Below are 21,087 nucleotides of genomic sequence, written 5' to 3'. Positions count from 1 at the left end.
GTGAGGCGAGGCGCCGCCGGGCATCGCCTCCTCTCCTCGGCGCGCTCATGCGGACGGTGCGGGGGCCAGGCTGAGCAGTCCGGCTCCGTACGGTTTCCCGCGTCCGATGCCGGCCAGGACGGCCTCGTGGAGGGCTTCGGGGTCGGTGACCGTTGCGGTGCCGTCGTAGCGGATCAGGCTGTGCCGCATGCCGTCGAGGTCCTGCTTGCGGGCGCGGATCGGCGGCATGTTACTGGGCGTCAGGATGTGGACGTGCAGGCCTGAGTCGGCGGCGCGGCGTAGCCACCACTGGTCGGCGTCCGCGCCGGACAGTGGCGTGATCCGGCCGCGTTTGCCCTTTGCCTCCAGCGGGAGGCGTTCGCGCTTGGCGGGGTTGAGGACGATGCGGTAGCGAACGGCCAGCCCTTTGCGCAGGGCGGTGAACATGGGGGTGAGGCTCTTGATGTCTGCCTGCCCGTACCCGGTCGGCAGGCGGGCGGAGTCGAGGCGGTTCGCCTGGACGAGGAGGGTGCTGGTGGTGTCCGTCTCGTCGAGGCGGTAGAGCAGGCCCGCCTGGCTGCGGGGTGAGTCGCCGAGACCGTCGGGCACCATACGCATCACCGTGCGATGCATTTCGGTGGCGTCGCGAAGATCCCTCTGCACGTCGCGGCTGTGCGGGTTGAGGCGGATGCGGGCGATCACCGGCTCGTTGTTCATGCGTGGTCCTCGGCGTGGGCGTAGTCGATCAGACGTGTGAGCAGGGTTTTCTGAGGTCCTGCCAGAGCACGGCTCACCGGCTCGACGGTGCGGTAAAGACGGCGGCTGGCGTGGGCCCGTCCGTGCGGGGCGAAGCTGACTGGCATGTCGTTGACCTCGATGACGTCGGCCGCCGCGCCGGGACCACCGTGGGGAAGAGGTTGCTCCCGGAGGAACTGCACCGCGATGGTTTCCCCTGCCCCGTCGCGGGGTTCGGGGGTGGTGAGCGGTACTCCGGTCAGCAGCTCCGTCTCGGGATCGTCGACGTGCCGGCGTAGGAGGAACGGCTCGTCGGGTGCGCAGGAGCGTCGGCCCAGATACGGAGCCCAGTAGGGGCGCCGCAGTGCGGCCGCGAGCTGCTTCGCCAGGTTGTCGGGGGCGGTGACGGCGACGACGAAGGCCGCGTCGGCCAGGTACTGGCGGCGGGTGATGACGGCCGCGTCCTTGTTGCTGCCGCCGCTGGTGGCGGCGGTGCGTTCCTTGGGGAAGCCGCCGCCGACGGTGTGGTAGTCCTCCAGCAGTGTGCCGGGCCGGTCGACTCGCACCGTCAGCCGCACTTGCTCGTACTTCTTGAGGCTGGCAGTGTCGCCGCGGGCGATGCCCTGGGCTGCGGCGAACATGCCGACCAGTGCGGAGCGGGTCGGGAAGAGGGCGGTCTCCCGCACTGGGGTGAACGCCGAGCGTTCACCCCAGGACTGCAGGGGACCGGCGAGCCTCAGCAGCAGTCCGCTCACTGCTGTGCTCCCACGATCGTGTGGTCGGCGGCGCTGATAGCGGCCTCGACGGCGGCCTCCACGAGCTGGTGGTAGGACTCGTGGGCGGTGCCGAGTCCCAGGTGCTTCTCCTCCGGGTCGATGACCGTGTGCCCGTGGAAGGGGCGGTTGCGGTCACCGGTGAGCCGGTTGATGTTGACGGTGTAGGTGTCGAGTGCCTGGCGGGACGGCTTGGAGAAGCCCCCCTTCCGGTCGGCGGTGACCGGGGTTTCGAAGGCGGCGGCCAGCGACAGCGGCCGGTGCTCACGCACCGCCAGGTATGCAAGGTCGGGCAGTGTGTGCGGAGCCGTCGAGTTCTTCTTGGCCTGCGGCAACGACATCAGGAAGTGCTCGGCGAACGAGGCCAGTACCGTACGGGCGGCCTTGACGTCACCTTCGAGGTTCTTCAGCAGGTCGGTGACGTTGACGGTCCCGTACCGGTAGAAGACGCCGGCGGCGAATTCGGCGGTGTCCAGGTGTCCGCTCCCCGTCTCGGACTCCCCCAGCCAGTCGTCGACCGCGGTGAAGTAGTCCCGCTGCGGCTCCGCCGCGTGCGTGGTGAAGGCGTGCGCGACCTGAGCGGCGCCGTCGACGTTGGCGTCCGGCAGCTCGGCGAGCATGCGTCCCAGCAGGCTGATGGAGGCGGTGCGCCGCTTGAGGATCTCCTCGATCGTGTTCGGGGGAAGCGTCTGCGGGGCCTTGGTGCCCTTCTTGGCGCTCGCCGCCTTGTTCATGGCGGTTTCCAGGGCCTCGCGGTGCTCGGCACACACGGTGGCCAGCTCCTCGATGGCCGCCTCCGGCAGGAACAGCAGCACCGAGGTGTGGCCGGCGGCCTCCAGACCGATGCCCTTCTTGCCGGCGCTCACCGCTACCTGGGAGCCGGCGAACGCGGCCAGTTCGGTAGGCCAGCCCGCCCGCTCAAGCGCCTGCTGCACCTTCACCGGCACGAGGCGGGTCCGGGCCGCCTTCTCCCCTAGGTCCGTCTCGACATCGAGGCGGATGGGCCGCTTCCAGGACTGGCTGGAGACCCGGATACGCAGGGCGTCGCCGTAGCGCACCTGCTTCGGCGACCCGAGGTCGTCGCGGTTCAGGTTCGCGGCAGGCACCGACTGAAGGGCATTCAGGTCCAGGTAGAGGGTCATCGCTAGTTCTCCTCGGGAAGGGTGATGGTGTCGGTGACGCCGGTGGGAATGGAGAGACGGAAGTACTGGTCGAGCCAGCGGGTGGCAATGGCGTCGCGGTCCTGCGTCCACCAGGACAAGTCCTTCACCAGGACCGCCCAGTCGACCGTCATGCCACCTCGCAGAAGCTGCCGTGACAGGGATGGGAGAGTCCGGTGAACGGCATCGCTTCCCTGCCGGGACATCAAATGCAAGGCACTCTCCGCCGTACCCGGCTTCATCACGTCCCTCTTGACGGCCTCGCCGAGCACAGACCCAAGATTCGGGCGCCGATACCAGGCGGTGGCCGAGGTGTCCGTCGGCTCGGTCTGCCGGGCAACGCGCGGGCGCGCCGCGATAAGCGAGGCCACCCCGTAGTAGGCCCGGCGGGTGTCCGGATAACTGACGTCGTCGTGCTGGTGCAGCCAGGGCACGAGGTAGCGGTGCATGTAGTTGCACCGCTCGACCGGCAGCCCCAGGCCCCGGCGCAGCTCGGCACGGGTGCGGTTGTCCTGGCAGAGGTCGTGGACGTAGGAGACGAACCTGTCGTGTTTCGGCGGAGCAGCGGCCGCCGTGGAATCGGTCATGAGGCATCCCTGGTACGGGCAATGGGTGAGAACGCCGACAGGTCATCGGCGTTGCGCAGGATGGTCGGAGCCGGCTCAGCTGGCTTTGGGGCTCAGGAGCGCGAGGAGCATCGAGCGGGCGCGGTGGCGGGCGCGTGCCACCCTGATGTCCGCCCGGCTGGATGGGCCGATCGCCTCGTCCAGCGCCGACAGCGCGGCGTGGACGAACAGCTCGCGGGGGCGGTCCGTCCGCCGCTCAGGCTCGGTCAGCTTCCAGAACGCGGTCTCCGCCTTCGGCCAGAACCGGGTCAGCGCGGCCGCGGCCCACGGGCCGGGCTTGCGGGCGTCGAGTTTGACCTTCGCCTTCGGCGAGGGATCGACGTGGGAGTCCGTGGCGATCTTCCAGGCGACCCGGGCCGCGAAATCCAGCCGGTCGCCCACCTCTTCCGCCAAGGCGTGACAGCGCTTGATGTGGTGCGCCATCTCCTCGTCATTCTCCTCCAGCCAGGTCAGGACCCGGGGAGTCGTCGACGTGAACCAGACGTTGTCCTTCTGCTGGCCGTCCTGGTCGAAACCGTAGGCCCGCACGCGCAGAGTCGGCAGCACCGTCTTGGGCAGTGCCCCGAAGGCGGGCGGCCGCCGGGCACCCTGCCGGTCGTCCTTCAGCAGCAGGGCGTCCAGGTCACGCCACAGGGCGCGGGAACCGTCGGCCTCACGGGGCTGAAAATTCCCGTCCTTGCGCCGGTCGAGGATCTGGTACGGGTCCCGCACCATAGGAGGCCGGGCGTGTGTGGACCAGGTGAGGTACGCATCCGTCACCTGCCGGCCGTCGGACGACGGAACGAGCAGAACGGCGTGGCGGAACCGGCCCGTCAGTATCCGCCCCGGCCACGTCATCGCAGGCAGAGGCTTCAGCGGGTGAAGAAGTTCGCCCTCCCACGGGCAGACATCCTCATCCTCCCCAAGGCCTTCGTCCTGCAGACTCGGCACGGCCAGGACCAGGGAAGTGAACAGGTCACGGCCCCATGGAAAGTACGAGACCGACTTCCGCAGAGGTCCCGCGTCCCCACTGCCGGTCCGGTCCTCGGTGATGCGCCGGGGGGTGCACTGTCCGGACGGCCCGAAGTAGAGCTGGGCGATCAGATGCCAGGCGGCCTCCTCAGCCGGCACGGGAACAGGATCTGTGTCGGTGAAGTGACCGAACAAGACCGCCCCGTTGATGCCGGTCGGCCGGCCCATCACCAGTTTGTTCACACCCGACGGGTTCCGCGCGCCCTTGGCGTCCACACATTCGGTACGAAGCCGCAGGTCCTGCAGGAACGGCCGCTCCGCGTCGAACAGATCGAACCTGCCTGACGGCACGTCCTTGTCGAAGTACCTGTCCACGGCCTCAGGATCGAAGCGGCCGGCCCGCAGAATCCGCTGGCGCAGATCGTCCCAGTCTTTGAAGTTCTCGGCGACGTCGAGGTCATCGAGACGGTCGCCTCCGTCCACGGCAACCCTGGCGGTGATCGCTGCCAGGATCCGCATCAGCCCCGCGGCCGCCGGTGGCACCGGCAACTCCAGATCCTCGATCTCATGCGCCTGCTTGAACACCTGACGCAGGCCCAGCCGCACCGACTCCCCAGTCAGTAACCGCACCGGAACCCACGGCTCTTCCCGCAGGTCGAACCCCCCAGACATCAACCATCCCTCTCAACGAACACGGACAGCGCGAAGCAGCACGACAAAGGCCCTCCAGTAGGCCGCTGCCTGAATCACGCCTCGCATTCAAGCAGCACCACTGACAGCGGGTTGCCCCATTGCTGCCGAATCAGTAGAGCACCATCCGGTGATGCATGGGACGGGATCACGGAAGGTTGGAGATCGGGGGGCGGAGTATGTTAAGAGGAGGGGTGCAAGATCGATTTGCTCCCCAGGTCGGGACCGCTGCAACTCTGCTGCAAAACAACAGAGTTGACCCGATGAGACGTCGTGTGCCGAGTCCCAGCCGCACCCGCGTCCTGGACTTCATCAGCACCCTGGGTGCTGATGATCGCCATCATCGTGATCGTCGTAGGCATGAGGCCCGACCGGCTACCACCGGGTCGTGCCTGCTCCTGCTGGCCGGGGCGGGCAAGGCGTACCGCGGCCTCTCCCGCTAGCCTCGGGGAAGGCGCCGCCGTACTCCGTGCGGCAGCCTCCCCGCCGCCGCGGGGGTGTTCCAGTTGGAGAACGCGGGGCTGAGAACAGCTCAACGCCTTCCCCGCCGATGTGGGGGTGCTCCATCTGAGCCGAGTCCCTCAGAAGCGGACGAGGCCCAGGTCCTGGTCCAGGGACAGCGTCTTGTCACCGACCTTCACCGCCTGGGACTCGCCCCGGAGGACCGGCTGACGAAGGACTCGGACATCGCCCAGCATGGGGTGCTCAACCCACGAGGAGGGCGGGCTGAGGGCGTCCGGCCCGGCGTCACGGAACCAGTCGGCGCGGACGGGTATCGTGCGGCGCATCACCTGCCGGACGGACGCGGCCGGCATCCTCCCACGCGCATCCGCTTCCGGCAGCGGCTGCGTACCCGCGACGTCGAGGGTGAGTAGACCGTCCCCCTGGGCGTAGGCACACAGCAGGCGTACCGAGTCCGCGCCCAGACGCGTCGACACCTCCCACTCGTCTTCTTCACCCTCCAGGCTGTGCAGGTCGTGGAGCTCGCGAACCTGCCGGGCACGGGGCACAGCGCGCAGCGCGGCCATGCTCCGCTCCGCAGTCTCCATACCCGTGTGCTCCGCCCAAGCCTTCGCCTCGCGAGTACCGCCGGGGGCATCCCAGTCGAAGTCCCCACCGCCACCGTGAACCGCCTCGACCAACCCCTGCACATCCTCCGGAATGGCAATGCCGCCACCCTCGACTTCGGCCAGCTTCCGCGAGGTCCTGCCGAGCAGGTGCTCGGAGTACACCTCACCCCACTGCACCGGCACCCTCCCCCCGCCCACCAAAGGATCGAGAACGACAAGACGCGGTCCATCCGCCCATCCGGGTCGGCCCCGACCGTCGGGATACCCGTGCCTCTGCCAGTAGTTCTCATGCCGCCAGCAGCGGCCCGCCCGCTGCAGCAACAACGACAGAGGGGCAAGATCGCTGATGACGATGTCCGCGTCCAGGTCCAGAGACTGTTCGACGACCTGCGTGGCCACAACGATCCGCCGGACCGGCCTCGGGCCGCTCCGACCCAGCCCCTCGGTGACCTCGGCCGTGCGCTCCTCCCGCACGTCTCCAGGGAAACGCGCATGCAGCAGCTGCACAACGCCCCCCTCCTCATGGGAGCGGCCGTCGATCCCTTCGCGGATCCGCAGATATGTCTCCTGCGCGTCGCCCACCGTGTTGCACACCACCAACGCGGTACCGCCATCACCCCTCGCGACCGGATCCAGCAGCCGCCCGATCACCGCGATCCGGTCCGCCACCCCGCCCTCCCCCCCGTGAACGACCCGCTCGACGTCCACCCCGAGCCGCATGTTCCGCGTGCGGGCCTGCTGAATCTGGCGATCCCGGGAAATCTGCGCGCACCTGCCCGTCTCACCGTCCACGTACAGCCAGCCCGGATAGGGCGCCGGGAAGCTCTGCCCCTTCAGCGCCTTCGGCTTGTGACCTGCACCCCGCAGATACTCCTTGATCAACCGGTCGCCGACCGACCTCGGCAGCGTCGCCGAAAGCAACACGACCGGCACTCCGTAGAACCCCAGCCAGTTCAGCAGCCGACCCAGCAGCACCTGCATGTACGGATCGTAGGCATGCGCCTCGTCCACGATGAACGTCTTGTTCGACAGGGCCAACATCCGCAGAGCGTTGTGACGCACCGGCAGGACAGCCATCAGCGCCTGGTCGATCGTCCCGACCGCGAACTGCGCCAGCAGCGGCCGCTTCGAACCACGCAGCCACCGCCCCGGCCGCATGTCGGCCTCCCGGCGGCGGCGCCCGGCCGGAGCCTCGTCGCCGTCGCAGGTCACCACCGCCTCGCCGTCCAAGTCCTCGTCGGCGTAAGCCCTGCTGAGCCAAGCCATGCTGTGCACCAATGTCAGCCCGGCATCCTCCCCGGACTGGTTCGACAAGGCTCTGGCGACTCGGTCGTGCATCTGGTCGCTGGTGGCCATCGTCGGCAGCAGGAACGCGTACCCGTGCGTACCGAAGGCCTTCGACAAGATCCGCTCCGCCTCCAGCGCGGCCTCCGACTTACCGTCACCGGGTGCAGCAGTCACCAACATGATGCCGCCCCGACTCCCAGCACCCACCGCAGCCAGCAATTCGTCCATCACCGACTGCTGCAGGGGATTCGGCTCCCCCGCAATGCCGTACGCCTCCGCAAAATCCTTGCGCACCAGTTCCACGGGAGCAAGCCCGGCATCCCGCAGCAACGTGGCCGCGTCGGCCTGCACCCGCCGGAAGTGATCGGTCAGCGAAGGATCGAGTGTCCGCTGGCGTTGCCGCAGGTATCCCTCCTGGCTTACCAGCCAGTCCGCGAGAATCACCACGCCCGTCACCAACACGGCAGCCGAAGCCTCGAACGACCCGGGCGCCGCAGGAGCCCCCAGCGCGTCGTGCACCGCCGTGGCATGCGCGGCTCGCTGTCCGGCCCACAGCGCGCCGCCGAGGAAATCGGGCCCGACGCCGTTCTCCAAGAGGTGGAAACGGCCGTGATGACCGCCGATGATCTCAGCGACGCGTTCAGCGGCGCCCGTTTTTTCGTCGTCCTCGAAGCCCAGCACTTCCAGCACCTCGGCCGCAGCCGTCATGCCCGCCACGTCATGCCCGGCCCGCTCAGTGCTCATCCGCTCGCTACCTGCCGTCAGATCACTGCTGAGGAACAGCGCAGCTCGCCGCGAACAGAACTGGAACCCCGACAGCTTCCCGATGTCGTGCAGGCCGGCACACAATCCAACGAGCGCGCGAGCACGATCCAGTTCCCCGACCAGTCCCACTCCCTCAGCTATACGCGCCCTCTGGTTGCCCACCAGGTACACGTCCCACAAGTGAAGCGCCATCGCGGCCGTGTCAAGAAGGTGCCTCACCAGCGGGTAGGGAGGCAGCGCCGGATCCAGCCCACGGGACTTTCCCCACACCGACTCATTCAGCACGCTCTGCCTGGGCAGCACGCCTACCCCCTCCGCTCCGCCACTCGGACCCGGCCCGGCAGCGGAAGGAACTCCGCTGCCGATCGAATCCAAGCACCCGGCACTGACAACGACTGCCGCGTGGCGCGCTCCGCACTCGCCTTGGCACCTTCACAAGCCACACCGGATATGGTGTCTGCCGTGCGAACTACCGAGCGCGGCACCCCGTCGAGAACGGCAAAGAAAAGGCAAAGCCCTTCTTGAGGTGCAGGTCAGGAAGTGTCCTCCCCGCCGACGCGGGGGTGTTCCGTACGCGGCCAGTTTCGCGGGTGTGTTGACGTAGTCCTCCCCGCCGACGCGGGGGTGTTCCGCGGTTCGAGCGCGCGTGGGCCGTCCCGTTCTGGTCCTCCCCGCCGACGCGGGGGTGTTCCGCCCAGCTCGATATCGAGACCACCCAGAACGACGTCCTCCCCGCCGACGCGGGGGTGTTCCGGCCACCGGGCCGGGGCCCTGCTCGCCGGTGCCGTCCTCCCCGCCGACGCGGGGGTGTTCCGTTGGGGACGTCCGCGCCGACCGGTGCGTAGCCGTCCTCCCCGCCGACGCGGGGGTGTTCCGCCGGAGAGAGCAGGGGCGAGGAGGGCCAGGAGGTCCTCCCCGCCGACGCGGGGGTGTTCCGATACGCGACCCCAAGCAGCTCAAGCTGAGCCTGTCCTCCCCGCCGACGCGGGGGTGTTCCGCAGTGGGATCGGTGTACGGCCTATTCGGAGACGTCCTCCCCGCCGACGCGGGGGTGTTCCGCCGGTCACCCGCGTCGGCATGCGGATCGCGGCGTCCTCCCCGCCGACGCGGGGGTGTTCCGCGCTCCTTCCCCGTGGCGTACGCCCCGAATTCGTCCTCCCCGCCGACGCGGGGGTGTTCCGCGGTCGCACCGGCAGCGTGCTTTCGAGGCCCGCGTCCTCCCCGCCGACGCGGGGGTGTTCCGCTCAGCCCGACGGAGGCGTCGGTCGTCGGCGTGTCCTCCCCGCCGACGCGGGGGTGTTCCGCTCACAGGGCCACCCCCGCCGTGACCAGTGCCGTCCTCCCCGCCGACGCGGGGGTGTTCCGCACGCAGGGCAGACCTGCGACGGCGCATCCGAGTCCTCCCCGCCGACGCGGGGGTGTTCCGCTGGACGACCTGCGAGGCGGCGCGACGCTCCAGTCCTCCCCGCCGACGCGGGGGTGTTCCGCGTCACGTCACAGTCATGACGAATGACGGAGCGTCCTCCCCGCCGACGCGGGGGTGTTCCGTCGCCTCCTACCTCGGCCGCGAAGCCCCCGACGTCCTCCCCGCCGACGCGGGGGTGTTCCGGGGGTGGAGCTGGCCGAGGAGGTCGAGGAGCCGTCCTCCCCGCCGACGCGGGGGTGTTCCGCGTGAGGGGCGAGGGGCGGCGACGTTGGCCCGGTCCTCCCCGCCGACGCGGGGGTGTTCCGAACTAGGGGGCCTCTTACGGATCACTGGTGGAGGTCCGATCGCAGGGCCTGCTGGCGTCGGCAGAACTGCTGCCTGCGACGATGCGCCTGTGAGCTATGACCTTGCTGTGTGGGACGGCGACCGTCCACTCGACAACCACCAAGCTGGCTCGACCTACGACGAGCTCTACGAGCGCTACCTGGAGTCGGACGTCAAGTTGCCCCCGAAGGCGGTTCCGGCCCGCAGCGCACCGCAAAAGGTCGGCCAGAACGCACAGAGAGGCCGGGGGGCTGCGGTCAACCGGACCGGCCGCACAGAGGCCGGTGCCCCTCGGGCCCTGGATTGTGCGCGAAGTGGCAGACTCGGTCGGTGTAGAGCTTCGTCGTCAACTGGCCCCCGCAGCCCCCGAGGCGGATGCCGCACCAGAAGGAGTGATGCTCGTGACGGAGGCGAAAGGCGTCCAGCTCGATGGCCTCCAGCGGCAAGACGAGTGGATCCTCCGAATCCGCACTGCCGAGAACCGCTGTTTGGATCTGCCGTCGATCACGCCGCACGCGCCCTCCTGTTCCTCTGAACAAAGCGTGACAGCCGACCCCCTTCGCCTCGCAGCCGATCACCCTGATTACCCACCCGGTGCATACCGCGAAGTCACGCCGTACGGTCCAGTCGCTGGGAGGCGGCCGTCGCCTGGGCGATGGTGGCCAGTCCGGCCCGTTCGGCGGCGAGACGGTGCAGAGCCCGTGCACGGGATGCGTCGCTGGGACGCACCTGCTGCTGGGCGGCCACTTTGGCTCGGAGCTCCTCGAGGGCCTGGCGGCCGTCGGCGAAGTTCTCCGCCGGTTCCCGGAGCCGCTCTCGGAGCTGCCGTTCGGCGGCTTCCTGGATCTTCGGGTTGGTGTGCTGCTGCCTCGTCCAGGCGGCGCGGTGGGAGGCGAGGGCCTCGCGGTAGCCCTCCGGCGGAACCTGTCGCTGCACCGGCGCGGCGGGTGCGGTCGGCTGCGGGACCGGGGCGGCGACTGATACGGCGGGGTCGGCCTTCACGGGTGCGGGCGCCAGGACGTGCAGGGCGCAGATGTTCGCGCCTCGCACCCGCTCGTTGGCCGCCTCGATCAGTTTCGGCGCGCTCCAGCGCAGCTTCGTGCCGACGGCTGGGGCGTCGGGGACGACGTCCAGGCGGCCGGTGTCCGCGTCGAACACCGACGCGTCCGGCGAGCTCGGGCACGGCCGCGGCGAGGATGGCGTCGAACTGGGCGAGGACGCTTCCGCCGGCGGCCGGGGCGACCATGCCGCGCTCGGTCATCATGCGGCTGATCGCGCTGCCCAGTCCCAGCGGCTCACGCCCGTCCCGGGACATGACGGTGGTGGTGCGCCGCTTCGACTTCCTGGTGGCGGAGCCGTTCTTCTTCGGCCGCTTCCCGGGCTGTAACCAGCGCCTGGCGGGCGAGGTCGACGCCGCTCAGCTCAGTGGTCATGCGATCACCGCCCCGGCGGTGTCGCCATCGAGGGCGCGGGCAGCGAGCTGGGGCAGCCGGTCCGTCCACGGGGCGGCCGCGGCCTGCTCGGTGCGCGCCGCCCGCTGCTCGCGCAGCTGCTCCAGCCGTGCCGCGAGCAGGCACTCGGCAGTGCGCTCCCGGGCGGTGTCGGCGGCCTTCGTCGCGGCGGCGACGGCGTCCGCGCCGTTCGGGTTGTGCCGGAACCAGCGCCGCCTCTGCTCGGTCTTGTAGGCCCGCCAGGCTTCCGCGTCAGCTTCCTCGGTCCGGGCCAGCCGCCCCAGCGCGCTGCTGCGGAATTCCGGCAGCGCCGCCTCCACGGCCCGAAGCGCGCCGAACGCGAGCACGGCCGCCGCGCCGATCGGGTCGGCTTCCAGCTCACCGGGCGGTGCCGAGTCCAGGAACGCCCCCCGGGCGCGCTCGATATCGGCCGCCAGTGAGGCCCGGACATCGGCGTCGACGGCGTCGACGTCGCCCTGGTCGGCGAGGTCGGCCGCCCAGGTGGCCACGACCATCCCGGCCTCCACGATCAAGGCCTCGGCCCGGCGCCGGTAGCCGCACGCCTCGCACAGCCCACCGGCCTGCTGCTGCCCGCAGTCCTCGCACGCCAGCGCCTGACGGACCTCGTCAGCGGCAGCCGCGGCCGCGCGCTCGCGCTCCGCCCGCTCCTGGTCAGCCGCGCGGGCCTCCTCGCGCCGGGCCTTCTCCGCACGGGCCTGCTCGCGACGTCGCACCTGGTCTTCCGCCTCGATGGCCGCCTGCTCACGCAGCCGCTCCTCGAGGACGCGCCGGTGCTCGTCGTCGCCCAGGTGGGGCAGCTCCCGCTCGATCTGCGCCGCGGTCTTCGCCCGCCTCGCCCGCCGGATGTGCACCACGTTGCCGCAGTTCTCGCACTCAGCCCCGGTGTCCAGGCGGGTGCCGTCATCGCAGCGCCGGTCCGAGCACGACGGCCGCCGCACCAGACCCCGGCCGATCAGCCATCCCAACGGCTTGTTGATCAGGGCCTCGCCGCCGGTCTCCTTCAGGCGGTCAGCAAGTCGGTCGGCCAGCAGCCGCGGCGCACCACCCGGCACCGCAAGCAGGCCCTCCAGACTGGCCAGCTCCGCCCTCGCGGCCTCCTCGACACGGTTCTGCTGCCAGCCGTTCAGCTGCTTCCACAGCCACGAGACCGGCCCCAGCGCCACCCGCAGACCAAGATCAGCCGGAAGGGCAACCCGCTTGTGCTGCTGCGCCTTTTCCCACCCCGCGGCCTTCGGCCGGCCACCGGCACCAGCCCCAGCAGCGCGCTGCCACACCCGCTCATCGACCGGGGAATCCTTCGGCTTTTCCCCGCGGAGCGGGCCGCCCTCAGCCACCGGCGACCCGGTCCCGGCAACGGCGGTCTCGCCGTCGACGGCCTGGTCCTCGCGCACGCACACGCGCTCCGGCCGACGGCCCGCAGCCCCACGGCCTTCGCCGGAAAAGCCACAAGAGAGCTGCGGGGAACCACCAGCAGTAACCGCAGAAGCGTGGAGAGCGTGGTGCTGTGCAGTTGCGGCGAGGTCTGCCGATCCGGCCATCTCGCCCTGCTCGGCACCCTTCACCCCAGTAACCACAAGGGTCTCGCCCGCCCCGCCGCACTCAAGATCTCCGGATGCAGTACCGGCGAGCTCTGAAAACACGGCACTGGCCGTGCGCCGGGCCTCCCGCACGGCTACACCGTGGGCCCGAGCCACCGGCACCAGACGCACCCGCGACTTCGCGTTCAGGCCCGAGCCGGTCTCCTGCCGCACCACGTCCGCGACGCCGTGCGCCTGGAGGCGCGCCAGCACCTTCGCCCCGGCCGCCGCCGTGCAGCCCAGGAGTCCGCCGACCGTCGCCGCCGGACGTCCCCGGCCGGAGTCCACCGACCCGGGGCGCAGCTGCAGCCAGCCCGTCGAACCGGTCGTCAGGACCATCAGCAGCAACCCGAGCCGATCCGTCGCTGCACCCCGGCCTGTACGCCCGGCGAGCAGCCCGGCCGGGATCGGCGCCTTGTCCTTCGGCGCCCACCCCGGACCGAACAGCACCTCGCACAGGCTCAACAGCACCGCCAGCTCGGAGCGGGACAGCGCCAGGGCGTGTCGCCGGTCGCCGGCCTTCTGCGCTTGGCGCATCGGGATGACCCAGCACTCGAGGCCCGTCGCGTGCCCGAAGGCGTTCGTCGCGACGTTCGAGCCGAGGAACCCGGCGCCGCGCAGCTCGGGCAGCACGGTGTGCGCGACCGTCGACTGGGAAACCCCCAGCCACCGACCGAGCTCCGCCGCCCAGATCTTCGCCTGGTAGTCGTCGCGCACCTTCGCCTTCGCCGTCAGCACCACCGACGCCAGCCGCGCGCCGTCCGTCGCATCGGCCAGCGCCGGAGACGACACCAGCGCGCGCACCGCGGCGAGCAGCCGGGCCCGCATCGTCTTGGACAGCTGGAGCGGGTTGCCCAGCTCCAGCGGGACGACCGGACCGGCCTGCACCGGGACCGACCGCAGCCGACGGCGCGAGGACCCGCCGGCGGACTCCGTGCGTGGGAGAGGGAGCACGGCGGCTGGTGCCGCCACGGCGCTCATCGGCCCACTGCCGTGACAAGAGCGGCGGACACCGTGCGCACCTTCGTCATCGGGCAGGTGTACACGCCAAAGCGGACACCTCCCTGAGCAGCCAAAATGCGCGATCCGTCATCCACCCGCTGACCCTGCACCAGACGGCCTGTGGACAGGGCCCGGCGAGCGCCAATACCCCCCAACGCTCCCGCACGGCGGGCAAGAATCTTGGAAGCCGTCCCGCCACACGGGAAGCCATCGGTGTGGACGGCGTCATCGACGCGGTTGTCGATGATCTCCGCGAGCGGGTGCACGAGCGGGGCGGTCGACGCCGCGACCGAGCCCTTCGAGACCGCCCCGTCGCTCCTGCCTGGGCTCCCGTCGTGCTGGTGGTGCTGGCGAGGAACGCCTCGATCGACGTCCGCTACAACAGAACCGTCGGCCGCCCTCGACCGCCGCTCGTTCCGCTGCCCGGGAATCCCGCTCGGGGCCTCGTCGGCCGAGTCGTCGATTGGTTCGGGCAGAGGGTGGTCGAACACGGCCTTCGACGCCGTGCCCCCGCTCACAGGGCACCACCGCTATACCGGGTGACTGACTCGTACACGTGCGTTCTTACGAGGGGAGAGAAGCGCGTCGCATAAGGGGCAGAGGCGGATGAATTGACTGGCGATCCCGTCACACGGGACGATCCGGGCGACCAAACCCGCTCGAAACGGGCAGGGGTCCGCTTTCCATAAACCGGGAGATCAGGCACTATGACGGGGACGCCAACCTTCATATGGACGCCCCGACCGCGACTAGGCCCCTATCAAGGGACCCGACCGCGACCGAGCGCTCGTACGGACGGAGCCCCGAGCGCCGACGGCCTGCCAAGACCGCCGGAACCCGGGGTGGTGTAGCTGACACCGACCTTCAGGAGCCCCCTGCCAAAGGGACTCCTGAAGAGTCGATGGAGAGCTGATGTGGTCCGCTTGCCAAAGCGGACAGGGTCCCGCCTGCCAGGGCGGGGTTGTGCTAGGAGAAAGACCCAGCTCAGTGAGCTGGAGCCTGGAGCCGGGTATGAACCGGAGACCAGGCGGCCGACCTGAAAGTCGGCGCGATGGGCCGCGCGAGGCCGAAGTGGATTCCCGTCCACCTCATTGGCGCGCGCGGCCGATGACCTAGGTCATCCCGACCCCCTCGATCCCGAAGGTGGAGTCGGCCTGCCCGAAAGCGGCGCACCTGGCGGCGTGACCGCGAGGGTGAAACGGCGTAGTTGCGCGTGTAGTTCCGCGCAGGCGGGTACTCTTCATCCCGCGATCACCTCCTTTCCAGGTGAGTCGCCCAACGAGGCTCAGCCTCGCTTGAGAAGCCCCAGCGGACCTTGCCCGGTCCCTGGGGTTCTCGACGTTATGGATCATGTCTGCGCACAGCCTAACCGCACTACCCGACAGAACCGCTGGACGCATTCGCACAAATTCCTCAGCATCACGAATGCCGCTCCCGCCTGACGGGAAGTCCGAAGCGAATTGCCCGCGGTACGGGAACATCACTGGCCGCCTCGCAACTCGCGAAGATGAGTGACGAACTCCTGTGCGTCAGAAGAATCTCCGTGGTTCGTCTGGAGAGCGCGACCCAGGTCACTGGCCACCATCGCGAGCGAAGGCAGTGACTTCCGCTCCCCCGCCAGGGCCCGTTCCCCGTACGCGAGCGCCGTGTCCAGGTCGCCTTCGCGCGCGGCGACCACGCCGAGCGTCACGCGGGCCTCTGCGATGCGCATGGGCGAACGCTCGGTTCCGTCGAAATCTGTGCCGGACCGGATGACCTCATTGGCCAGCTGGCCGGCGAGCCGGAGGTCGCCGCCGACCTGGCGCAGCGCATCCATGCGGTAGAAGTCGTATTTCGCGGGGTCCACCACGAAGTGGTTTTCGATGTTCTCGGGATAGGGCTGGAGTTCGAGGATCTGACGACCTTTGTCGAGCGCGACTTCGGTCTGCGATCGGTCACCCAGTCGCGCCCACGCCTTTGCCTTCTGCGCGTAGAGCTGCGCGGCGACGCTCTCGGTGGGTGCCACGGCGATGCCAGCCTCCGCGGCCACGATGACGCCGCGGTAGTCGCCCCGGGTCAGTGCGAACCAGGCCCTCATCTCGTGTGCCCAGCCCTGCACACTCAGCTCCCCGGCCTCCTGACCAAGCATCAGCGCGGCCTGGCGGGTGGCTTCGGCGTCGCGGGGGCGGCCGGAGTCGTGTTCGACGCAGCCCACCAGGAGCGACAGCTTCCCGGCGAGCGCGATGATCTCGCGGTGCTGCGCGAGGCTGACCCGCTGGTGCTGGAGACCGACGACGCGGGCGAGCCACGCCTTGCCCTCCAGGAGCAGTTGGTCGGCAGGCATGTACGCGTACTCGCAGCACAGCCGATCCGCCGTGATCCGCAGCGCGTCCAGCGTGGCCACGTCGACGTCGGAGGCGCGCAGACGGGCGATGATATCCACGGTGTCCATGCCGCTGACCTGCAAAATCTCCGCGCGGCCGTCACGACGAGACCGCTCAGGGAAGAACGCGCCGGTGGTCGTGCCGAAGGTCTGAGCGATGGCGGTCCGGTACTTCACCGGCTGCGCGTCGCCAGCCTCCCAGCGCTTCCACTGCCGGAGCAGGTCGTGCTCGCTCACGATCTGGTCGTCCGGGAGGCGAGCCATCAGCGCCCGTACGGCGTCGGGCTGCGACCAGTCACGCGCCGCGCGCTCCTCCGCCATCCGGCGCGCCCATTCAGGACGTACATCCATCGCCGATCTCCTTCCTCGTACGGTACGGCGGCGCGGTCTGCGTCCCACCGGCTCGGTGCCGGCGGATCGGAGGACTGGCCCTTCTGTGGCCGAGCTTGGCACGGCCCCTTGATCGCGCGGAGGTGACAAGTGGGGGTGACATCTCGAATGTCACCCCCACTTGTCACTTTCTGTGGTGATGAACCTCATGGACGGTGAACCAGTCCCCGAGGGAGTGGTACACGCCATGACGACATCAGAGTTACTCACTGCCCACCTGCCACATGCCTGGGCGGTAGACGTCTTCCCAGACCTCGATAGGCCCCTCCTCGTCTCTGAAAACGCTACGGAGGACGAGAACGGGCACCGCTACATCGCTCGGAACGCTGATCCCGAACCTGCGCAGCTCGTCTTCGGAGGCGAGGCGCGCTCCACGCTGCTCCGGATCGGCGTTGATTTCCACGCCCGTGCGTTCGGTGTAAAGCTCCTGCCAGAAGCGCGGCATCCGCTCCTCTCGGAGGAGCTCCGGCACAGCGCTCAGCGCACGCAGCTGGATGATGGAGAGCGCGACCACAGTGGGCTTGTCGCCTCGTACGAAGGTTCTCCCGCGCAACAGGATCTCGTCGTAGAGCTCGATACCCAGCAGGTCGGAAAGCTCCTGGTCGGCGCAGGACCTCAGCGCCACGACGTGATCCGTCGAGGTTTCCCGTGGCCCGTACGGGCGACCAGTTCGCTGCATCCGGTTGAGACGTCCAAGGCCGCTGACAGCACTTTGCGGGGCTGCATCCTGCGGTTGCACTCGCGTCCCGTGACCTCTCGAGCTGATCACAAGTCCCTCTGCTTCCAGAGCTTTGTAGGCCGCGTGGACCGTGGTGATCGACCCTTTGCCCTGCCTCACGAGCTCTCTGATGTGGGGCAGGTAGTCGCCCGGCGCGTAGGTGCCGTCAGCGATCTGGCTCGCCAGCTCGTCTGCGAGACGTTGCCACTTCGGAGGCATGAGCCCTCCTCTCTCCTCATCTCGGTTGAGCTCAGTCAACCACAGTTTCGGAACTGTTGACAGCTCCAGAACTGTGGTGCATAGTTCTGGAACTGTGAGCGGCCGCCGAGCGTCCGCCCACCGCAGGAAGCTCTTCCCCGAAGGGGAGGACCAGGGTTGATAGCTCCACCAAATCCCCTGGGCCGGTCACCTGGCCGGATGCCTCTTGTCGCACGTCGCAGCGCTGATGCGCTGTCCGATCAACCAGGACGTCGGCCTTGGCCGAGCGCCTGGCGGTCGGAGAGTTCACCCGCGACGCAGCCCCCCTCTCCCCTATACCGGAGGAGTCCCCCATGGCCACGACCACTGCGGAGCCCACGGCCCGCAAGCGCCGCCGGAAGACCCGGACGAAGAACATCAGCAGCCTCCCGGCGATCCTCGCCTCGGAGCTCACGGCCAGCCAGATCGACCTGACGCCGGGCAAGGAACACACCATCTGCCCGACCTGCAAAAACTGGACGCCGATCACCGGAGTCCTCGGCACCCCGGTGCTGGTCCCGCACCACACCACCCCGCACCACGGCCGCACCACTACCCCCCGCCGCTGCTCCAGCAGCAACCGCCGGATCAACCTCAACACCGAGCTCGACGCCTGGCGGGCAGAACTGACCGAGCGGACCGAGGTGTCCCCGACGGTCGCCTCCCGCCGGCCGACGAAGGTACTGCCCAAGCCCAAGACCACCGCAGCACCGGCCCCGATCTACCGCCTCGCTGACCGGGGGCCGCAGGGCACACCGGCCCTGCACCGCCTGCTCCCGCTGCTGGAGCGCGCCCGCTACGCCGCCGCCCAGCACCGCGCTGCCTGCTCCCTCTGCAGGACCGGCGGAAGGTGCGACGCGGGCCGTGCCTTGGAGGTCCGGCTCGCTGAGACGAAAGCCTCCTGCACGATCGCCCGCGAGCAGCTGAAGCACCAGGAGCGTCGCCAGCACACCGCGGCCGCCCCGGCGAAGCGCCAGTCCCAGTGGGCCGCCGTACTCCCGGCGGTGCAGGACGCCGACACCCGCCGGGCGGACGTGCCCGTCCCGCCCGCCCGGCCCGAGGCACCCGCCCAGGCCGACGTGCCGACGGAGCCGGAACACCTTGAGGCGTACGACCGGCGGCAGGCCGAACTGGGCAAGCACGCGCGGCGGAAGACTTTGGCGGCTCTGCTCGCCTGACCCGCACCTGGGACGAACGACCACTGCCCGCCGCCCTCGGTTCGTCGAGGGCGGCGGGCAGTGGCTGCTCGTACAGCAGCTCCGGAGCCCAACCGGCCCCGGAACACGACGAACCCCCAGGGATTACGGCCCCGGGGGTTCGTCTTCGCAGCACCCTCCATCGAAGGGGATCTACGCATGCACAGGATGACATCCACTCAGGCCCGGCACACACGCTGGGCCGCCGGCGAGCAGCAGATCACCGGCATGAGCGTCACCACGCTCAACCCGCAGCTCACCGGCAAGTGCCCCCACTGCCACGGCGATTTCGAGTCCTGCACCTGCACCGGAGCTGTCCCTGCCCCTCAGGCCGGAGCGATCGACGACATTCGGCGCGAAGACGACCGCAAGGGCTTCGAGCGCGACGAGACCGACCAGTTCCACCAGATCGTCCAGCACCTCGTCGCCGACGGCGACGACCGCGCCGTACGGGCCGGCCGTCAGACCCGCCGCACCCTCGCCGAGATGGCCCCGGGCCAGACCCTGCAGCCGGTGCTCCGGATGACCCGGCAGCTCACCTTCACCCCGACCATGTCCCGGGCGGGTGCGGACGACGCCTGCGTGCTGTGCGGGTACTGGACCTGCCGCTGCGGCAGCTCCGCCGCCCCGGCCACGTCCGTGAGGGCGGTGGCCTCGCGATGATCATGATCGTCGTCGTCGCGCTCACCGACGCTGAGCGCGAGGAACTGTCCCGCAAGAACGCGGAGCAGAACAAACGGTCGGAGAACAACCGCCGATGAGGACCCGTCCGAGTCGCCCCTGCTGACCGTGTCTCACCGGATAAACGCCGCCCGGACCGCGCAGCACCTCGCGGGCCGGGCGGCCACCGTATGCGGTCTGGCCCACCCGCTCACCCACGTTCTGCTCGCGGCCGCCGCCACGGCGGCCGCCCAGGCATGGGAAGCCGGTCACCGCGTCACCGACCTCCACCCCGTACGAACTGATCGGAACACCGGTGGCTGACAGCCTCCACACCCGCTACATGGCCGCCAGCGATATCTGGCGCACTCACCGCAAGGGCTGCAAGGGCTGCACCGCCGGGCGTCACTGCCCGGCCGGGACCCCGCTCTTCGAGGAGTTCGCCCGGCTGCAGACCGACTACCTCGCTCACTTACGCGCCAAGAAGGGCACACCATGACCTCCATTCTCACGTTCGCGCCCGCCCTGGCCGGCCCGGCCGCCGAGCCGGAGCCCGACGTGTACGTCCCCCCGTCCGCGCCCGTCACCGTGGACAGCCTCCCCACCCCGGCCGGGGCCGTCGTGTACGTCTACCAGGACACCGACGGCTCCCTGAGCAGTGACTGCACCGGCTGCGGCGAATACGCCTGGACCCTCCACGTGACCAAGGCGTTCGCCGAGGACCACGCCCGGGACTGCCACCGTTCGGCCGCCTGACCCGCACCCCGGGACAGGAACCCAACTCCCCTCCCGCACCGCGCTGCTCCACCCACCCCGGCCGCCCGCACCACGGGCCGCCGGCGCTTTCGCATGCCTCCAGCCCGGGACACTCCCGGGACCGCTTCCCTCCTCGAGGAGAGCCCCATGGAAAGCAGCCACCAGCCCGGCACCACCACCGTCGCCACGGTCTGACGGCTGCCTGATCCGCCGCTGCCCGCCCCGCACACCGTGTGCGGGGCGGGCAGCGGCGGTGAAGGGGAGCCGGACAGCCCGGAACCACCCCGTCGAGAGGACCAGCACATGTTCGAGCTGAACCGTGGCCTGCACCGCAGCCAGGACCTGGAGGCCACCGCCGACGAGTTCGTCCGCGACATCGAGACGTTCGTCGCCGGCACGATCGCCGCCTCCACCCCGTCCAGCACCCCGGTTTCGCTGATCGAGCGCGCCTGGGCACTGGCCGAGGACTACACCGACTGGCTGCGCTGGGGCCCCAGTGGCATGCCGATGACCGGCGAGCAGATCGCCGCCCACGCCGAGACGGCCATCACCATCCTGCGCACTGCGGGCTGGAACCCCACCTACTCGGCCGGCCGGAGCATCAGCGATGCCCTGACCCACGCCATCAACACCGACCCCGACCACCGCTTCAGCACCGACACCCGAGTAGCTCTGCGCTGGATCTTCGCGCTGCTCATCCGGGCCCTGACCGGCGCGCCCCACGCCGACTACAACGACTGGGACAAGCACCCCGCCCGCACCGTCGAGGAAGTCTTCGGCCTGCTCGCCGCCGCGGCGGTGTTCGCCCGCGCCTACGGCGATGCCGAGCCCGTTCCGCAGGTGCCGGACACTCCGGCGGCCTGACTATCTGGCCCCGCCCCGGGGCCTGCGGCATCTGGTTGCCGCTCCCGCCAGCCGGGAGCGGCAGCCA

Annotated in this window: 17 protein-coding genes and 1 CRISPR repeat array; of the genes, 6 read left to right on the top strand and 11 right to left on the bottom strand. The window is 69.8% G+C overall.

All coding sequences use genetic code 11. The features are described 5' to 3' along the window. Nucleotides 1-45 precede the first annotated feature (45 nt). The 11 genes from cas6e to RLT59_RS37965 all read right to left on the bottom strand — a co-directional run bounded on the left by cas6e (nt 46) and on the right by RLT59_RS37965 (nt 17,565). Nucleotides 46-696: a type I-E CRISPR-associated protein Cas6/Cse3/CasE gene (gene cas6e, locus RLT59_RS38015; RefSeq protein ID WP_311308052.1), complete on the bottom strand. Its 651-nt coding sequence runs from the start codon at nt 694-696 to the stop codon at nt 46-48. After that, nucleotides 693-1,469: a type I-E CRISPR-associated protein Cas5/CasD gene (gene cas5e / locus RLT59_RS38010; RefSeq protein ID WP_124286777.1), complete on the bottom strand. Its 777-nt coding sequence runs from the start codon at nt 1,467-1,469 to the stop codon at nt 693-695. Before cas5e ends, cas6e begins: the two co-directional genes overlap by 4 nt. Next, a complete protein-coding gene (cas7e, locus tag RLT59_RS38005) occupies nt 1,466-2,629 on the bottom strand; it encodes a type I-E CRISPR-associated protein Cas7/Cse4/CasC (protein ID WP_311308051.1) in 1,164 nt (387 codons plus the stop codon). Before cas7e ends, cas5e begins: the two co-directional genes overlap by 4 nt. A 2-nt stretch (nt 2,630-2,631) precedes the next feature. Beyond that, nucleotides 2,632-3,234 (bottom strand): type I-E CRISPR-associated protein Cse2/CasB, encoded by a 603-nt coding sequence (gene casB / locus RLT59_RS38000; protein ID WP_311308050.1) that lies wholly within the window; start codon nt 3,232-3,234, stop codon nt 2,632-2,634. A gap of 75 nt (nt 3,235-3,309) precedes the next feature. Then, entirely contained in the window at nt 3,310-4,896 is a 1,587-nt protein-coding gene (gene casA / locus RLT59_RS37995; RefSeq protein ID WP_311308049.1) for a type I-E CRISPR-associated protein Cse1/CasA, read from the bottom strand. A 599-nt stretch (nt 4,897-5,495) separates the two neighbouring features. Then, nucleotides 5,496-8,339 (bottom strand): CRISPR-associated helicase Cas3', encoded by a 2,844-nt coding sequence (gene cas3 / locus RLT59_RS37990; RefSeq protein ID WP_311308048.1) that lies wholly within the window; start codon nt 8,337-8,339, stop codon nt 5,496-5,498. Between the two features lie 239 nt (nt 8,340-8,578). Continuing rightward, a CRISPR array of direct repeats spans nt 8,579-9,767; the repeat unit is 29 nt; unit sequence GTCCTCCCCGCCGACGCGGGGGTGTTCCG. A 628-nt stretch (nt 9,768-10,395) separates the two neighbouring features. Then, nucleotides 10,396-10,944, bottom strand: a complete 549-nt coding sequence (locus tag RLT59_RS37985) for a hypothetical protein (RefSeq protein WP_311308047.1) — start codon at nt 10,942-10,944, stop codon at nt 10,396-10,398. A 137-nt stretch (nt 10,945-11,081) separates the two neighbouring features. Next, nucleotides 11,082-11,219 (bottom strand): hypothetical protein, encoded by a 138-nt coding sequence (locus tag RLT59_RS37980; RefSeq protein ID WP_311308046.1) that lies wholly within the window; start codon nt 11,217-11,219, stop codon nt 11,082-11,084. Beyond that, nucleotides 11,216-13,816 (bottom strand): coiled-coil domain-containing protein, encoded by a 2,601-nt coding sequence (locus RLT59_RS37975; RefSeq protein WP_311308045.1) that lies wholly within the window; start codon nt 13,814-13,816, stop codon nt 11,216-11,218. The genes RLT59_RS37980 and RLT59_RS37975 overlap by 4 nt, the downstream gene beginning before the upstream one ends. A 1,501-nt stretch (nt 13,817-15,317) precedes the next feature. After that, a complete protein-coding gene (locus RLT59_RS37970) occupies nt 15,318-16,550 on the bottom strand; it encodes a tetratricopeptide repeat protein (protein WP_311308044.1) in 1,233 nt (410 codons plus the stop codon). 241 nt (nt 16,551-16,791) lie between these two features. Continuing rightward, the gene (locus RLT59_RS37965) at nt 16,792-17,565 is read right to left on the bottom strand and encodes a GntR family transcriptional regulator (protein ID WP_311308043.1); all 774 of its coding nucleotides are present in this window, start codon (nt 17,563-17,565) and stop codon (nt 16,792-16,794) included. Nucleotides 17,566-17,858: 293 nt separating this feature from the next. Between RLT59_RS37965 and RLT59_RS37960 the strand changes: the two genes are divergently transcribed. From RLT59_RS37960 to RLT59_RS37935, 6 genes are all read left to right on the top strand, one after another. Continuing rightward, complete coding sequence (locus RLT59_RS37960; RefSeq protein WP_311308042.1) at nt 17,859-18,722, top strand: hypothetical protein; 864 nt, start codon at nt 17,859-17,861, stop codon at nt 18,720-18,722. Nucleotides 18,723-18,908: 186 nt separating this feature from the next. After that, nucleotides 18,909-19,403: a hypothetical protein gene (locus RLT59_RS37955; RefSeq protein WP_311308041.1), complete on the top strand. Its 495-nt coding sequence runs from the start codon at nt 18,909-18,911 to the stop codon at nt 19,401-19,403. A gap of 126 nt (nt 19,404-19,529) precedes the next feature. Then, entirely contained in the window at nt 19,530-19,724 is a 195-nt protein-coding gene (locus tag RLT59_RS37950) for a hypothetical protein (protein WP_311308040.1), read from the top strand. Then, nucleotides 19,717-19,899 (top strand): hypothetical protein, encoded by a 183-nt coding sequence (locus RLT59_RS37945; protein ID WP_124286784.1) that lies wholly within the window; start codon nt 19,717-19,719, stop codon nt 19,897-19,899. Before RLT59_RS37950 ends, RLT59_RS37945 begins: the two co-directional genes overlap by 8 nt. After that, on the top strand, nt 19,896-20,156 hold the full coding sequence (locus RLT59_RS37940; protein WP_311308039.1) for a hypothetical protein: 261 nt from the start codon (nt 19,896-19,898) through the stop codon (nt 20,154-20,156). Before RLT59_RS37945 ends, RLT59_RS37940 begins: the two co-directional genes overlap by 4 nt. A gap of 303 nt (nt 20,157-20,459) precedes the next feature. Then, entirely contained in the window at nt 20,460-21,020 is a 561-nt protein-coding gene (locus RLT59_RS37935; protein WP_311308038.1) for a DUF6197 family protein, read from the top strand. Nucleotides 21,021-21,087 lie beyond the last annotated feature (67 nt).

Origin of the sequence: Streptomyces sp. ITFR-6, from assembly GCF_031844725.1 — a bacterium.
Lineage (GTDB): Bacteria > Actinomycetota > Actinomycetes > Streptomycetales > Streptomycetaceae > Streptomyces.
This window is presented reverse-complemented; position numbering and strand designations above follow the sequence as displayed.

What these genes read in the sequence shown, in the direction of transcription:
- cas6e (WP_311308052.1), bottom strand. Translation starts at nt 696, where the DNA reads ATGAACAACGAGCCGGTGATCGCCCGCATCCGCCTCAACCCGCACAGC.
- cas7e (WP_311308051.1), bottom strand. Translation starts at nt 2,629, where the DNA reads ATGACCCTCTACCTGGACCTGAATGCCCTTCAGTCGGTGCCTGCCGCG.
- casB (WP_311308050.1), bottom strand. Translation starts at nt 3,234, where the DNA reads ATGACCGATTCCACGGCGGCCGCTGCTCCGCCGAAACACGACAGGTTC.
- casA (WP_311308049.1), bottom strand. Translation starts at nt 4,896, where the DNA reads ATGTCTGGGGGGTTCGACCTGCGGGAAGAGCCGTGGGTTCCGGTGCGG.
- RLT59_RS37980 (WP_311308046.1), bottom strand. Translation starts at nt 11,219, where the DNA reads ATGACCACTGAGCTGAGCGGCGTCGACCTCGCCCGCCAGGCGCTGGTT.
- RLT59_RS37975 (WP_311308045.1), bottom strand. Translation starts at nt 13,816, where the DNA reads ATGAGCGCCGTGGCGGCACCAGCCGCCGTGCTCCCTCTCCCACGCACG.
- RLT59_RS37970 (WP_311308044.1), bottom strand. Translation starts at nt 16,550, where the DNA reads ATGGATGTACGTCCTGAATGGGCGCGCCGGATGGCGGAGGAGCGCGCG.
- RLT59_RS37960 (WP_311308042.1), top strand. Translation starts at nt 17,859, where the DNA reads ATGGCCACGACCACTGCGGAGCCCACGGCCCGCAAGCGCCGCCGGAAG.
- RLT59_RS37955 (WP_311308041.1), top strand. Translation starts at nt 18,909, where the DNA reads ATGACATCCACTCAGGCCCGGCACACACGCTGGGCCGCCGGCGAGCAG.
- RLT59_RS37940 (WP_311308039.1), top strand. Translation starts at nt 19,896, where the DNA reads ATGACCTCCATTCTCACGTTCGCGCCCGCCCTGGCCGGCCCGGCCGCC.
- RLT59_RS37935 (WP_311308038.1), top strand. Translation starts at nt 20,460, where the DNA reads ATGTTCGAGCTGAACCGTGGCCTGCACCGCAGCCAGGACCTGGAGGCC.